13 protein-coding genes are annotated in these 13916 nt (G+C 69.2%); 8 read left to right on the forward strand and 5 right to left on the reverse strand.

Translation table 11 applies throughout. The features are described 5' to 3' along the window. Window positions 1–233 precede the first annotated feature (233 nt). Window positions 234–1445 (reverse strand): alginate lyase family protein, encoded by a 1212-nt coding sequence (locus OO67_RS32930; protein WP_033305488.1) that lies wholly within the window; start codon window positions 1443–1445, stop codon window positions 234–236. Between the two features lie 295 nt (window positions 1446–1740). Here OO67_RS32930 and OO67_RS32935 point away from each other — a divergent pair, with 295 nt between their 5' ends. Further along, on the forward strand, window positions 1741–2319 hold the full coding sequence (locus tag OO67_RS32935; RefSeq protein WP_244300411.1) for a secreted protein/lipoprotein: 579 nt from the start codon (window positions 1741–1743) through the stop codon (window positions 2317–2319). Window positions 2320–2451: 132 nt separating this feature from the next. Here OO67_RS32935 and OO67_RS32940 read toward each other — a convergent pair whose 3' ends face one another. Continuing rightward, window positions 2452–4716: an FUSC family protein gene (locus OO67_RS32940; RefSeq protein WP_033305490.1), complete on the reverse strand. Its 2265-nt coding sequence runs from the start codon at window positions 4714–4716 to the stop codon at window positions 2452–2454. 150 nt (window positions 4717–4866) lie between these two features. On the opposite strand from OO67_RS32940, the gene OO67_RS32945 reads away from it, so the two are divergent. Next, on the forward strand, window positions 4867–5427 hold the full coding sequence (locus tag OO67_RS32945) for a DoxX family protein (protein ID WP_033305491.1): 561 nt from the start codon (window positions 4867–4869) through the stop codon (window positions 5425–5427). 185 nt (window positions 5428–5612) lie between these two features. Here OO67_RS32945 and OO67_RS32950 read toward each other — a convergent pair whose 3' ends face one another. After that, the gene (locus tag OO67_RS32950) at window positions 5613–6011 is read right to left on the reverse strand and encodes a VOC family protein (RefSeq protein WP_033305492.1); all 399 of its coding nucleotides are present in this window, start codon (window positions 6009–6011) and stop codon (window positions 5613–5615) included. Window positions 6012–6938: 927 nt separating this feature from the next. On the opposite strand from OO67_RS32950, the gene OO67_RS39185 reads away from it, so the two are divergent. Beyond that, window positions 6939–7109, forward strand: coding sequence for a hypothetical protein (locus tag OO67_RS39185; RefSeq protein ID WP_167748687.1), 171 nt, complete (start codon window positions 6939–6941; stop codon window positions 7107–7109). 447 nt (window positions 7110–7556) lie between these two features. Continuing rightward, entirely contained in the window at window positions 7557–7835 is a 279-nt protein-coding gene (locus OO67_RS39415) for a hypothetical protein (protein ID WP_208861117.1), read from the forward strand. A gap of 301 nt (window positions 7836–8136) precedes the next feature. Here the strand turns inward: OO67_RS39415 and OO67_RS32965 are convergent, their stop codons facing one another. Continuing rightward, a complete protein-coding gene (locus OO67_RS32965) occupies window positions 8137–8718 on the reverse strand; it encodes a snapalysin family zinc-dependent metalloprotease (RefSeq protein ID WP_033305495.1) in 582 nt (193 codons plus the stop codon). Window positions 8719–8984: 266 nt separating this feature from the next. On the opposite strand from OO67_RS32965, the gene OO67_RS32970 reads away from it, so the two are divergent. Together OO67_RS32970 and OO67_RS32975 are read left to right on the forward strand one after the other, a co-directional pair. Continuing rightward, the gene (locus OO67_RS32970; protein ID WP_033305496.1) at window positions 8985–9665 is read left to right on the forward strand and encodes a TetR/AcrR family transcriptional regulator; all 681 of its coding nucleotides are present in this window, start codon (window positions 8985–8987) and stop codon (window positions 9663–9665) included. A gap of 126 nt (window positions 9666–9791) precedes the next feature. Beyond that, window positions 9792–10460 carry a class I SAM-dependent methyltransferase gene (locus tag OO67_RS32975; RefSeq protein WP_033305497.1) on the forward strand — a complete coding sequence of 223 codons (669 nt, stop codon included), beginning with the start codon at window positions 9792–9794 and terminating at the stop codon, window positions 10458–10460. 415 nt (window positions 10461–10875) lie between these two features. On the opposite strand, the gene OO67_RS32980 is transcribed toward OO67_RS32975, so the two are convergent. Next, window positions 10876–11481, reverse strand: coding sequence for a GOLPH3/VPS74 family protein (locus tag OO67_RS32980; RefSeq protein ID WP_033305498.1), 606 nt, complete (start codon window positions 11479–11481; stop codon window positions 10876–10878). A 464-nt stretch (window positions 11482–11945) separates the two neighbouring features. Here OO67_RS32980 and OO67_RS32985 point away from each other — a divergent pair, with 464 nt between their 5' ends. Both OO67_RS32985 and OO67_RS32990 read left to right on the forward strand, forming a co-directional pair. After that, the gene (locus OO67_RS32985) at window positions 11946–12686 is read left to right on the forward strand and encodes a class I SAM-dependent DNA methyltransferase (protein WP_033305499.1); all 741 of its coding nucleotides are present in this window, start codon (window positions 11946–11948) and stop codon (window positions 12684–12686) included. Window positions 12687–13353: 667 nt separating this feature from the next. After that, window positions 13354–13896, forward strand: a complete 543-nt coding sequence (locus tag OO67_RS32990) for an acyltransferase family protein (RefSeq protein ID WP_078598432.1) — start codon at window positions 13354–13356, stop codon at window positions 13894–13896. Window positions 13897–13916: the final 20 nt, after the last annotated feature.

The raw sequence follows: 13916 nt of genomic DNA on the forward strand, positions 1-13916 counted from the left end.
CCGGGTGCCGGTAGGGCGCCCGTGGCCCGACCGCATCACGGGCAGCGGGCGTGATGCGGTGTCGGGACGGCCGGACTCACGGATGGCAACGGCCGCAGACGGACTGACGGGGTCGGCGACGGCACAGTGTCCTGTCGTCTGTGTGACGGCCTCGGCGAGCAGCGTCGTGAGGCCCCGGCGGCCCACGCGGCATGATCGCACGGCTGGAGGCGGCGCCGGGGGACTCGGCCTGATCAGTTCGGGTTGTCGCCGTGGGTCAGCGTCTCCCACGCCACGAAGAGGTTGTTGCTGCCGGCCGGGCGGTTCTGCTGGGTCAGCCTCCGGGTGTTGGTCATGGCGATGCCGAGGCGGTTGTGCAGGGCGTTGTAGCCGACCTCGGTGACGGGTCCGAGGCCGAGATGGAGGGATCCGCCGCACAGCCAGTCCGGTGCCGGTTCGCCCAACTGGTACGTGGACTGGAAGCCGAGTGCCTGCCGCAGCCGTTCGCCGACATCCGTCCCGTACAGGTCGTGCCCCTGGATCCGGCTGGTCTCGGCGATGTGGGCGATGGCCGAGATGCCGTAGCCGGCGTGTGTGAAGTCGCGGCAGGTCTCCTGAGTGAGACCTGTGACGAAGGTGGACTGCCCCTGCCAGTAGCCGACGATCTTCGCTTCGGTGTCGAGGTTCTGGCTGGGCACGGTCTTGGGCAGGGGGCCGTCGGAGCCGAGGTAGACGTACGCGGCCGTTCGTGTCCGGAACTTCGCCATGGCCTTGTCGTACGACGCCCTGTCCTCCAGGAAGACGGAGATGCCGACCGCCGCCTCCATCATCGACAGCTCCCAGTTGCCGTTGGAGTTGGAGCCGTTGATGACCTGGGGGAGGTAGACGTCGCGGAGCATCGTCGCGAAGCGCCCGGAGTTGGCCCAGGACCCGGTGTAGGTGTGTTTGATGATCTCGGCCGCCTTGGGCCAGGAGGAACCGGCCCAGCCGGTCTGCAGTGGAGCGTTGCTGTTGGTGTGGCTCTTGATCACTGCCGACCACGCGTCCATCAGTTCGATCGACTTCTTCGCGTACCGCTCTTCACGTGTCACGTACCAGGCGAGAGCGTTGGTGTACGCGGCTATCGCATCCTCGCGCTCATCCGTACAGCCGTGGTTGGGGTTGGAGTACGAACCGCATTCGACGACCGCGCGAGGCTTGGCGGTGCGGGACGGATCGGCGAATCTGCTCGCCGCCAGCTTGTCGTAGGCGCCCTTCCAGGGCTGGGCGCCGGCGTTGACCTTGCTGCGTGTGAAGTCCAGCTGTGCCTTGGACACGGTGACACCGGGGTGTGCGAAGGAGGCCGGTGCGGCCTCGGCGCGGGGGGCGCCGGGCGCCGAGAGGAAGCACGCCACCATGACGGCTGCCGCGGTGGCCAGGAGCGTCGGCCGAGGACGATGGCGGTGAACTGCGAGGGTGTCGGGCATGTGGGGGGCCCATCCGTTCTCATGTGTGAACGATGCACTGGATGTTGAACGCTCGCGCTGACCGGTGACCATAGGTACAGACCAGGGCCCCGTCAAGCCCCGCAACAGTTGCGCGACTCGCCTGCCCCGAAGCCGACTCGTCAGGAGGGGAGAGTTCTCGACGTACGGCGTGACTTGGTGGGGGCGGCGTCGTTGGGCCGTTGATCGATATCGGACGGCGAGTTCGGGGGTCCTGATGGTGACAGTGCGGCAGAAAGGCACCTGGGCGGGTGTGGTGTCCCGGTGCGGTGCCGGGATGTTCGTCCTCCTCCTCGCCGGCTGTGGTGGCGGCAGTGAGGGCGGCGAGTACGACGCGAAGCCGGCTGCGGGCGTGTCGCCAAGGTCCTCGGCCACCGCGTCGAACACGCCGGACTCTCCAGGCACACCGACTCCCTCGGCGCCCGGGGTGTCCGTCACCGCGGTCAAGGCCGAGGTGCTGAAGGTCTACGGCCTGATGTGGGCGGAGAAGGTGAAGGCGTACCGGGCGGCGTCGGCGGAGGGGACGGACCTGAAGCAGTACATGACGCCGGACGCACTGAGGGCGCTGGAAGCAGATCTGGCCCGCATGAGCAAGGAACACACGGCGATGCGTGGTGACCTCGGCCACGAGCCGGAGGTGGCCGCCCTCGCTGTCGACGCTCAGCCGCCCACGGCAACGGTGAAGGACTGTGTGGACGGGGCGAGATGGCAGACCCTCGATACGACGACGGGCTGGCGCATCCCACCGCCGGCTGATCAGCCTGCGCGGTATGCGGCCACGGCGAGGATGGAGCAGAGGGCTGGGGAACGCTGGAAGGTGGCTGAATACACCGCGGACAGAACCCGCTCCTGTTAGGCGGCCTTCCGGACGAGGGCGAAGCTCCGCGGTATCCATGGCGTCCGGGCCGGGCGCGGACGACCCTGGAGCGCCCCGCCATGCAGTCCCCGAGCTTCGCGCACTGGTACGGCACGGCGTGCGAAGTACGTCTCAGCTGCGCAGGGCCTTCGTCCCGGCGCCCTCGGCGACCGGTACGTCGAGGGGGCGGGCGAGTCCGACCACCCCCTCGTCGAGGCGCTGCAGGTGACGCAGCACCCGGGAGGTCACCGTGCCGGAGGACGCGCTGCCGGACCCGGCGTCCCGCAGTGTCGAGGCGATGCTGGCCCCCGCCTGGACCTCGCCCGTAGCCCCGTCGTCCGCGACATGCGCGGCGAGTACGTCGATGTTGTGGGCGATGCGCCGCCCGGCCCGGAGGAGGCGGGGGTCGGCCGCGACGGTCTTGCTGTGCGGCACGAGCTCGGCTGTCGCCGCGAGTGACCGGGCGTGATACGCGCATGTCTCCAGGAGCGCCACCAAATAGCGGACGGTCTGCCGTCGGCCACGCAACGGGGTGATGGGGTACGTCAACGGGCCGGTGGAGTCGCGCAGTTCGTCCAACGCCGTGTCCAAGCTGCGGGCCCTGCTGAGCAGGTCGGACGCAGGCCCACCACTGAGCTGCTCCACCGCCGCGGAAGCGACGTCACCCAGCCGTTCCAGGACGGTCCCCAGCAGTTCGTCGGTACGGCGGTCGGTGTGCACCGGCAACACCAGAACGGCGGCGATGATGCCGCACGCGGCGCCGATCGCCGTCTCCTCTATGCGCAGCACCAACACGTCGAAGCTGTACGAGTTCAGCAGGGTGTAGAGAAGGCCGAGCATGGCAGTGACGAAGAAGGACATGACCGCGTAGGACAGCGGAGCGGTGTAGAACATGGCGAAGATGAAGACGAGGACCAGGGCGAATGCGACCCAGGTGTGGTCTCCGACCAGTCCCGCCAGGGCGACCCCGGCGACGGCGCCCAGCAGCGTGCCGAGGAGTCTCCGGTAGCCCTTGACCAGAATCTCGCCGGTGGACGCGGTGTTGAGGAAGACCACCCAGCAGGTGAGAACGGCCCAGTACCAGCGTTGGCTGGAGAGGAGTTCTCCACCGATGATGGCCAGGACCGAGCCTACCGACACCTGGAAGGCGGCCCTCGTGGTGGGACGCTGCAACCCCGTACGGTCCTCGCCCTCGGACTTTTCTGACGAGGCGATCGAAAGGTCTTCCGCGTCGAATTCCTCGCGGGAACGCGTGGTCGCCGGCGAGTCGTCGGACTCGTCCTGGGGACCGTCCAGTGCGAGACGCAGACCCAGGACGGACCGGGCTGCCTCACCGATTCCCCGGAACGCATCCTGGATGCCCGCGGGCGCGGGGGGAAGCTTCTCCTCGTCGCGGTAGCCGAGCAGTCTGTTGCGGATATGAGCGACTGCCGTGCCTTCGTCGCTCGACGCCGGCCGGACCACCAGAAGTTGCAGAGCCTTGAGATCCCGGCGCAGGGCGATGGTCGCGTCGTCCTCAGCCGGCCTCCAGTCCCCGGTGAGCGGCACGGGCGCGTGCGGCAGATGAAGCGTGAGGGTGTCCGCGCCCTCGGCGCTGCGGGCGTTCAGCAGGAGCATGCCGAGGCGCTCCGTGGCGATCTCGGTGTCCGCGACCCGGCGCTGGAGCAGCGCCGCCTTGTCCGCGTCCTGTGTGCCTTCCTCCAGCCGGCCCTGGATCATCAGAGCAGCTTCGTGCAGCCGCGCGGTACGCCGTCGCAGGTCGTCGAGCACCTTCTCCAACTGCTCGGGCCCGGCGTCGAGCAGTTCGATCTGCATGGAGACGACCTGAGCGGCTCGCGTACGGAAGGCGTCGCGCAGCCGTGTCAGAACGCGTTGGGGCGTTTCCGGGACGATGGCGAACCGCGCCAGCGCACTGCAGCCGAACGCGATGGCCAAGGTCAGACAAAGCTCCGGCAGGGTGGAGGTGGAGGCTCCGACGAAGAGGGAGAGGAAGTAGATCTGGAAGCCGACAAGGCCCAGCGCGGTACCCCGCTCACCGAACCGCCGACTGTAGACGGCCCCGAAGATGAGGGCCACGAAGAACACATCACCCGCGATGACCTGAGAGGTCAGCAGCGCGCCCAGACACATCGCGACGAGCGCGACCGGCAGCCCGAGGGCGAGTGTGGCCGCTTGGTCGCGTACGAGCTTGTCCTTGATCGCGAACGTGGCTGTCATCGCTGTCATCGCACCGGCCACCATGTGGGTGACGCCGGTGTCCAGCGGGGCCAGAACCACGAGGGTGAGTGCGATCGCCGAGACGGTCCGTAGCCCCGCTGTGAGCCGTAGCAGCCCCGGATCGGACGCCGCGAACCGATCCCACACGATGGTCCCGCCCCGCCGCCGCACTGCTCTCACCCTGCACTTTCTCCAGCTGCCCGCCATGATCACGTGCCGTTCAGCATCGCACGGAAGGGAACCCCAGGACCAACGCAGGTTGATGACGACCACGACTCCCCGCGAGAAAACCGGACGCGTGCCCGGAGTGAACCCGGGCATGCGCGGAGCATGGCAATTCTGAGGACAGTCGCCCGCCCCCTGCTCGCCTCCGTCTTCATCTCCGGCGGGCTCCGCACGCTCCGAGATCCGCACTCCGTGGCAGCCGCCGCCGAGCCGGTGGCCCAGCCTGTCGCGGGACGCGTCCCGCGGCTGCCGAACGACACGGTGAGCCTTGTAAGGATCAACAGCGCCGTTCAAGTCGGCGCCGGCGCACTTCTCGCGACCGGCCGCTTTCCGCGCGCCTCCGCTCTGGTGCTGGCGGCCTCGCTGGTGCCCACGACCCTGGCTGGGCATGCCTGGTGGAACACCGACGACCCTGCCGAACGGGCCCGTCAGCGTGTCCAGTTCACCAAGAACCTCTCCCTGTTCGGCGGCCTGCTGATCGCGGCCGCGGACACCCACGGGAAGCCCTCGCTGGCCTACCGCTCACGTGCAGCGGCCGCTGCGGGCGGCCGCAGCGCCCGCAAGGCCGGGCAGACGGTGGGCACCACCTTGGCCGAGAGTGCCCACGGGACCCGGTCGGCCGTCGGCACCTTGCGTGATCACGCCGTCCACGCGGTGGGGAAGTAGGCCGCTCCCGGGTTGCGTGACGCCGGGGACGCCGCCGGGCCGCGACGCCGGTCCCGGAGGCGTTGAGCGTGTACACGCCGGGTCCCGAAAGCGTGCCGTCCCGAGCCGGTCATGCCGCGCGGCGCGGCAGGCACCGCAGGGCATCGAGCGATGCTTCCGGCTCAGGCGGAGGCAGGAACGTTCGGTCAGAGCGTAGGCCGATCGTCACTACTCGGTGCGTGGCTCAGGTCCACCACGCAGAAGATGTTGCCGTCCGGGTCGGCGAGAACAACGAAATCCGGTTCGGGCGGGTAGAGCTCCCAGTCGACGGTTCGCGCACCGAGGCCGACCAGCCGCCCCACCTCGTCCCGCTGTTCCTCCGCCGAACTCGTGAAGAGGTCCAGGTGGAGACGGGGGTGGGGCTCGGCCGGGGAGGTGCTGAGTATCAGGCCGAGGGCCCGGCCGGAACCGTCGGCATGGTTGAGCGTCTGCCATGTCTCGCTCCGCCCCTCCGGGGTGGCGACCAGGTTCAGAGCCGCGGTCCAGAAGGTCACCGCCCGGGGGAGGTCCGTGACACCGATGACAGGGATTCCGAGTTTCAGCATGCCGTCGAGCCTATCCGGCGCACTGTGGTATCAGGCGGAGCCGGGCAGGCGGCGCAACGCCCGTCGCGTAACGACCGCTGGTCGCATCGGAGTTCGTGGCCACCTCGACAAGCTGGGCCTCGGCGCGGGGCGCGTCGTACAGGTACCCCTGAGGTGACCAAGGCGGTGGGGCGGCGCCCCCAAGCCGTTCAGGTGTTGAACAGGGCGGCTCGGGCCGAGGGCTTCACGCCGAGCGCCCCGCCCTACGATGTCCATCCGGGCAGAATGCCTCCGACAAGCCGGTAGCGTCGCGGCCATGGGGAAAAGCGATCAACCGGAACGCGGTCTGCTGACATCGGTGAACCGGGGGATCACCTGCTGCGGCTGCTTGTTCACCGCGTTGCTCGGTTTGCCCATCCTCTGGGGCATGATCGGCTTCGTGCTGCCCGAGAAGGTCTTCTGGTTCCCGTTCTGGCTGACGTCCGTCGTGTGGAACGGTGAGGACGGCGACGGGGGCATCAGCAGCCTGTGGGGATAGGCAGCGGAGCCAGGCAACGTGGCAGGCGCTTCAGATGCCTCGTCCCCGACTCGCCGCATACTCCGGATCAGCCACCAGCGGTGGGCTCCTGTCATCGGATTCGCCACCGGGGCGACCGAACGCGTGGGGATGTCACTGCGGTCACGTCCCGCACGGGCTCGTCGGAACCAGCCACAGGCGCGAGGAACCTGCTCCGGGACCGGCCGGCTGCGGGCCGGGTCATCCGGAAGTGCAGGCCGCCGTGCGTGGCAACGGGCCGGCCGGGACAGGGATATGACGCCCTCGGCCCTCACGCGCACACCCACTGGGGGCGATCAGCTCAGCTTGCCCCCGAGGGACTGCCGTAACCAGGCGTCTGCCTCCCGCGATCGGGGGTACACGCCTGTCAACAGACCGAAGGAGTCCACCTCATGCTGGCGATAGCCGCGGCAGTACTGTTCGCCACCGCTGTCCTGATCAACGTTGCCGACATGACGGCCAACGAAGTTCTTGCCTCAGCGAACGCGATGCTGCTCGGCCTGGGCCTGCTGGCCTTGCACGCCGCCGGCATCGGCAGCGGATGGCGAGCAGGTCGACGGTGACTGCCACATGACAATCTGACCCCAGACCCCATGTGGACCGGCCGGCAGCGCTGACCCACAAGCTCCGCGCTGCCGACACCGTTCCCGGGCACGCGCACGTTCCGCACCGGCGCCGGTCTCCGAGTGTCTGTGTCAGTACCCCCTTGGACACACGCGAAGAAGGAGAGAGCGCGATGACCTCGATCATGACGACCACAGCCGCAGACGCCTCAGCCGCTCCCGCATGGCTGCACCTGGGTGGTGATGGCAGCGGCACTCCTGATCCTCATCTACAGCCTTGCCCGGCGCAGCAGCTGACTCGTCGGCTGCTCTTCCCGGGTACGGAGCCCGCAGACGCGGCCGGTGCCAGACCCCTGTCGTCCCGGATGTCTCGTTTCCGGCGAAGGCCATTGCCCGTCCGCCTGCTTCAGTCGCCGACATCGGTGTGCGCGTCTCACGTACGGTGCGGTGAAGATCGCCCTTCGGCGGTGGCTGGTGCCCTTGTGGACGCCCGAGGCCGGTGCCGAGGGGACAGGCATCCGGATGCACGTGATGGTCGACGGTGCCGGAATGTCGTCCGGTGAGCGGCTGGACGCGTACAACGCCGTTTCCACCTCCCTGGCCCTGCGCAGTGATCGAGCACTGGACGAGCACGTGGACGGTGCCGCACCCCTCGGTTCCGGTATCCGCGGGAGATCGGCACTGCCGAAGGAATGCGACTGCCTGCCGGTCCGCCGGAGGCCATGAGGGCGCTCGTCCGTCACGCGCCGCTTGCGGTGGTCGTGACGGACTTCTACTTGCAGCTGCAGTATGAGAGCCGGGAGACTGCGTACCCGCTGACGGGAATCCGCCAGATCTTCGAATCGAGTTACCGCTGAGCGTCACCGAAGGTCGGTCGGCGTTCGCCTCGCCTGCCGCCCAGCGTGACCATCGAAAGGCGGGACAGGCGTGGCCGATGTGCGGCAGCCCCCACCCAGTCGTAGGTGCCCGACCGCACGGCGTGGGCCGGGCACCTGGCGCTGTTGTCGTCCTGGCGGCTGATACGCGTCTAGTACGCGTCCACCAGAGTGCGGCCGTCGGCAGGAGTGAGTGACACCAGGCCGTTGGCGTAGGCGGACTCGACGCGAGCCCGTTCAGCAGCGTTCGGAACCGCGTTCCTGCAACTGGTGCCTGCGCTCGAACCTGACATCAGCTGGGAGCACGGGCCGGGTTTGGTGTCGGGCAGGCCCAGGCTGTGCCCGATCTCGTGGGCGGCGATGCGGGTCTTGTCATGGCCCTGAGATACGGCCTGGCTGCCCAGTTCGACACGCACCTGGCCGCCCGGGCGCACCGGGCCGAGTGTCGCCTGCGGCCATCCGCTGGTGGCGACGATCTGGATCTCGGCCCGGGTGCCAGGTGCGGCTTCGACCAGCCTGACATTGCCGACGTTCTGGTTCCACGAGGCGACTCCGGCGGATATCGCCGCTTCCCAGCCGCCTGCTCGGCTGTCGTCGTAGCGAAGTGTCACTACCGCCGCCGCGTTCTGAGTGGTGGCCGGCTCCGTCGGTGGTGTGGCGTGCGCTGCTGTTGCTGCGGCCAGGGTGACCGCGGCGGCGGTGCCGGCTGCCTTGAGCCATAAGGAGTGCGGCATTGGCGTCCCTTCACTCGTGGGGGGGCTCGGCCCCGCTCGGAACCGAGAGCGGGGGAGGGGGACTGCATCAGCCGACTGGCCGGTTGCAGCTTCTCCCGGGGCCTGAGAACTATGCCCACCGGTTGGCATTAGTCATGCCCCTGTCATCGAGATTAGGCCGGAAAGCGGTGTGTGACGGGCCGTATCAGACCGCCGGTTTGTTGTTGTCCAAACGTAAAGTACCGCCGGTCTGATGTTAAGGGACTGGGGGTCCGTAAAGTATGGGTATGACGAGTTTCCAGCGTGCGCGCAGCGAGGAGCAGCGGGAGGTCCGGCGGCGGTCGATCCTCGACGTGACCGCCGCGATGCTCGACGAGATGCCCGTCGCGGAGGTCAGCCTGAACGAGCTGAGCCGCCGGGTGGGGCTGGCCAAGTCGAACGTGCTGCGGTACTTCGAGTCCCGCGAGGTGATCCTGCTGGAGTTGCTGGACCGGGCGTGGAAGGAGTGGGCGGCCGACCTGCCGACAGCCCTGGCGGGGGCGATCGACGCGGACGCGTCCCAGCAGGAACGCACCGAGCAGTTCGCCGCCGCGCTGGCAGCTTCTCTGGCGGGGCGCACGGTCTTCTGCGACTTGCTCAGCGCGCAGACCGCTGTGCTGGAGCACAAGGCCTCCCCGCAGGCAGCAGCCCACTACAAGCGGGCAGCCATCGCGAACATGGGCGATCTGGCCGCCATCGCCGTCATCCACCTGCCGGCCCTGGGGGAGCGGGCTTTCCACCTGGCGGCCTCGATCACCATGATGATCGGCGCGGTGTGGACCCACTCCCGCCCCTCGCCCGCGATGCTCGCAGCCTACGAGGCCGACCCCGGTCTGGGCATGGCCAGGATGGACTTCGCCGTCTCACTGCAGGACACGGTGGCCACGCTCGCCGCCGGATCGATCGCCAGATCCACCCCATCCCGCTGAGACACCCTCCGGGCACCCGTTCGCCCCGGCGGCATTCGTGTAGCCCGTGAGACCCACACCTTCGTAAGAAGTGATGAAACCGTCCTTGTCCCTGTGGGGCGAGGCTGACCGGAAGGCACACCGAACATGACTGGACAACGCGACCGTTGGGCGGAGCTGACCGGGGGACAAGCCGGCGAGGAGTACGCTCAGCGTTTTGCGCGGCTGGCCGAATCGGGCCACGACATGCACGGTGAGGCAGCCTTCTGCGCCGCATTGCTGAACCCCGCCGCCCGGATACTCGATGCCGGCTGCGGCACCGGTCGGATCGCGGTCCGGCTCGCCGAGCTCGGCCACCACTGCACCGGTGTGGACATCGATTCCTCGATGCTCGCCGTCGCCCGGCGGGACGCCCCCGCGCAGGAGTGGCTCCTCGGTGATCTGGCCCGTCTGGAGGACCTCGGCCTGAAACCGGGCTTCGACCTGGCGCTCGCCGCCGGAAACGTCATCCCGCTTCTGGCCCCCGGCACCGAATCGGCTGTCGTCCGGCAGCTGGCCGCCGTACTGCGACCAGGTGGTCTGTTGGTCACGGGCTTCGGACTGGATGCGGCGCACCTTCCGTTGCCGGAGCCGCCGGTGACCCTCACGGAGTTCGATCACTGGTGTGCCCAGGCCGGACTGACCTTGCGGCAGCGCTACGCCACCTGGAGCGGCGATCCCTACGACCAAGGCTGCGGCTATGCCGTCAGCGTGCACTCCCGCCCGCCACGTGAGCCCTCTCCCGCGACGGCCAGCCCCGGGCACGCGCCGGAGTGATCCCACGCCTTGGTCGTCTGCACCGGCGTGATGCTCACCCCGGCGCTGCACACCACCGACGTCGGCCCGTTGCACGAGCGGCAGGCCGGCCGACGGCGCCCCGGGCTGCTTACCCACAACCGTGGGACCTGCACAGACCCTTACCGGCTCCGCAGGGCTTCGGCCGTGTGGGGGTTCTGCCCTCGCCGCGCACGTTCCAGGCACTGACAACGCGGGCCGAGCGGTGGCCCGGGATCAGCCCTCCACCCGGGCACCGGGCGTGGTGGAGGCAGGGAGCCCCGCTGCAAGGCCACGAAGACGGCAACGGGGCCGCAGGCCGCCACGAGCCGGACCACCGGCGCCCGTGTTCCAGCGGCGGGCTGAGGGCCTGGATGCGGCGCTGCCCGCTCCCGTCACCCCGGTCGGCGGACCGGGCTCACGGTCCGCGCCAGAGGTTGGCGAAGGCAGCGTTCTCGATGGTTCGCCTCTGGCGTACGGCTTCCAGCTCCATCACCGCGTCGTGGACGGCGGCCACCACGGTCGCCACCGCCTCGTCGTCGAGGCCGGCCTCGTCGTCGGATCCTGCGCTGTCGATGCCGACGACCGAGGCGAGGTGGGCCAGGACGGGTTCCTTCTCCTCCCAGCGGTCGGTCGCCCGGCGTCGGCTGGGCGTATCGACCAGTTCCAGGCGTTCCGAGCCGAGGGACAATCGGCCGCTCCGTTTCCGCGTCAGCTCGTGGTCCTCCTCCAGTGCGGTCCGGTACACGTCCGCGAGGTCCCGGCCCCGACGCCACAGCCAGTCCTCGATCCGCTCGTAAGGCGGTTGCCGAGTGAGCAGTGCCGCAGCCTCGCCGAGGAGCCGGTCGTCCGGAGCCGGCGGCCCGCCCGGCACGATGCGATCGCCGTCCACGGTGATGGTCCCGGCGGCGCTGAGATCGATCAGTTCGGCTCCAGCGAGTGCGAGCGACAGGTCACCCTGTCCCACAGCATGCTCCAGCCTCGGGTCCATGGTGACGATGAACAGGTCTTTCGCAGTGGTCATGAACGGCTCCCCTCGGGGACATCGGCAAAGGTGCGTCTCCACCGGCCCGCCCGTGTCCCGAGCTGGTCCGGCGGAGGCGTCTGTCACGTCAGTATCGCCTCCGTCCGGGCCGCCGAAGCCCTGTCACACGACGCCGCTGCCGCCGACGGGTGAAGCGGGCCCGACCGACCTCCTGCTCTTCGCCGAGATGCTGCACAGTCATGACCCAGGAGATCGCGGCGTGGCCGACGCCGGCCACCCTCTCCCCCCAGGATCGCCGGAAGTCCGGGAAGCGGCGGACCGATCGCCGGCCGCCTGCGGCCCCGCATCCAAGGACCGCCGCGCGACGGGTGGAAGCCGCACCACTGCTTCCCGAGCCCGGGAGCCCGGAGGCCAGGGCCGGATCGCCCGGCGCCGTGTCATCGGAGCCGGTGGAAGGTAAATGCGTCGACAGCACCCTTTGGCGCCCGGCAGAGTGGCCGCCCGTGACGAGCAGTGAGCTGTGGACCCGTGCGACCGCCGACCGCTACGACGCCGAGGAGGCCGAATCGTCCTCGGCTGCCGCTCTCGAACCGACTCTCGCCTGTCTGGCAGAGCTTGCCGGGGACGGCCGGGCACTGGAGTTCGCCATCGGGACCGGACGCGTGGGAGTCCCGCTTCGGGAACGCGGCGTACCGGTGGTGGGCATCGAACTGTCCGAGCACATGGCCGCGGTGCTGCGGCGCAAGATCGCCGAGGACGTGCTTCCGGTGTTCGTCGGGGACATGGCTACCACCGTCGTCCCCGGCGAGTTCACCCTGGTCTATCTCGTCTACAACACCATCTCGAATCTGCTCACGCAGGACGAGCAGGTCGAGTGCTTTCGCAATGCGGCACGTCATCTGGAGCCAGGCGGCCGATTCGTCATCGAGCTGGGTGTGCCGCCGCTGCGGTTCCTGCCGCCAGGCCAGGTCGCGGTGCCGTTCGACCTCTCTGAAGGGCATCTCGGCTTCGACACCTTCGATCTCGTCGAGCAGATTCTCGTCTCGCACCACTTCACCCGTGATGGCGACGACGGCCGATACCGTCGTGGCAACTCCCGGCATCGGTATGCCTGGCCGGCAGAGCTGGACCTGATGGCACGGATTGCTGGGCTCGAACTGGAACGTCGCGTCGCGGACTGGGACGGGGCGCCGTTCGCCCAGGACTCCGCGAAGCACATCTCCGTGTGGCGCAAGCCGACCTGAGCCGACCGGGGGCCTGTCGACCGTGCACCGCGCCTGTTCTCAGGCTCCCGTGGCGAGTTCGGGCGTCACCAGCGGATCAGTGCACCTCCGATGGTGGGGCAGCCCTGTGGATGTCGTCGCCTATCTCCCAGCAGATCTGTGAGCGGCGAACCGGTGCGGGAGGGCGAATGACCCCTCGGAGCCAGCAGTCGGACGCCGGGTCGGGAGGCCACGTTCGGGCCCGGGCGGGCGATGTACGGCCTCACGCCGTGGGCCAGGACGAGGCGGCGGTACTTCGGCGCGGGCCTAGCCACGGTTGCCCAGCACTGCATCCGGGCGAAGCCGGGGCCGGTCCGCGCCGGCGCCTGAAGCAGAGGCATCAGCTGAGTGGATCAGGCCCGCCGTGTGGCGGGCCGGATCAGAGCCAAGGGCCCCAGCGCCGCCGTCGCCATTCCGTAGGCGCCTGAGGGGCATTCCGCCCGGAATTCTTGGGGGGCGGTTGGCCGTCGAGGCAGGTAGCGGCGGGAGCGGGACGTACGCGGCCGGCGCGGTGTGACTGAATCAGAAGGGCCGGCGTCGCCGCCCACCCATCGGCGGGCCCGCCGCTCCTGTCGGCCACCGCGGCCGCCCGGCCACCGATCGAAGGTCCTCCTTTGCCGCCGCTGGACACAGTGCTGATAATCGCGGGATGCAACGCGCGATCAACTTCCGTACCCGAGTCGGAGCGCCCGTGTCCGACCGGGGCAGGCTGCCGTCTTTGACGGGGCTCCGTTTCTGGGCCGCTCTGCTGGTCGTCCTGTACCACCTGTCCCGTCAGGCCGGGGAGATACCAGGGCTCAGCCAGGCCGTCTGGTATGGCCGCAGCGGGGTCACCTTCTTCTTCGTACTGTCCGGGTTCGTCCTGGCCTGGACTTATGACGGGGCGACGGTTCCGACGAGGGTGTTCCTGTGGCGGCGCTTCGCCCGGATCTGGCCGCTCATGGTGGTCACGAGCGCGGCGTCCGTCGGAGCGTGGCTCTGGCTGGACAAAGCGGTGTCCGCGAAAGCCGTGGTAGCGAATCTGCTCCTCGTGCACGCCTGGATCCCCGAGACCGAGTACCTCAAGGGCGCCAACCCCGCAGCATGGTCCCTCACCCGCCGCCGCGCAGAGCCCCCAGCCGACTCCGCCGCGCACCCACTGGTTCATCCTCGTGCCCCCGAAGAGGCGGCCAAGGGGGCGGCCGGCCCGTAGCTCCGCTCTGCCGTGAAGCC

This window comes from Streptomyces atroolivaceus (genome assembly GCF_000717025.1).
GTDB lineage: Bacteria > Actinomycetota > Actinomycetes > Streptomycetales > Streptomycetaceae > Streptomyces > Streptomyces atroolivaceus.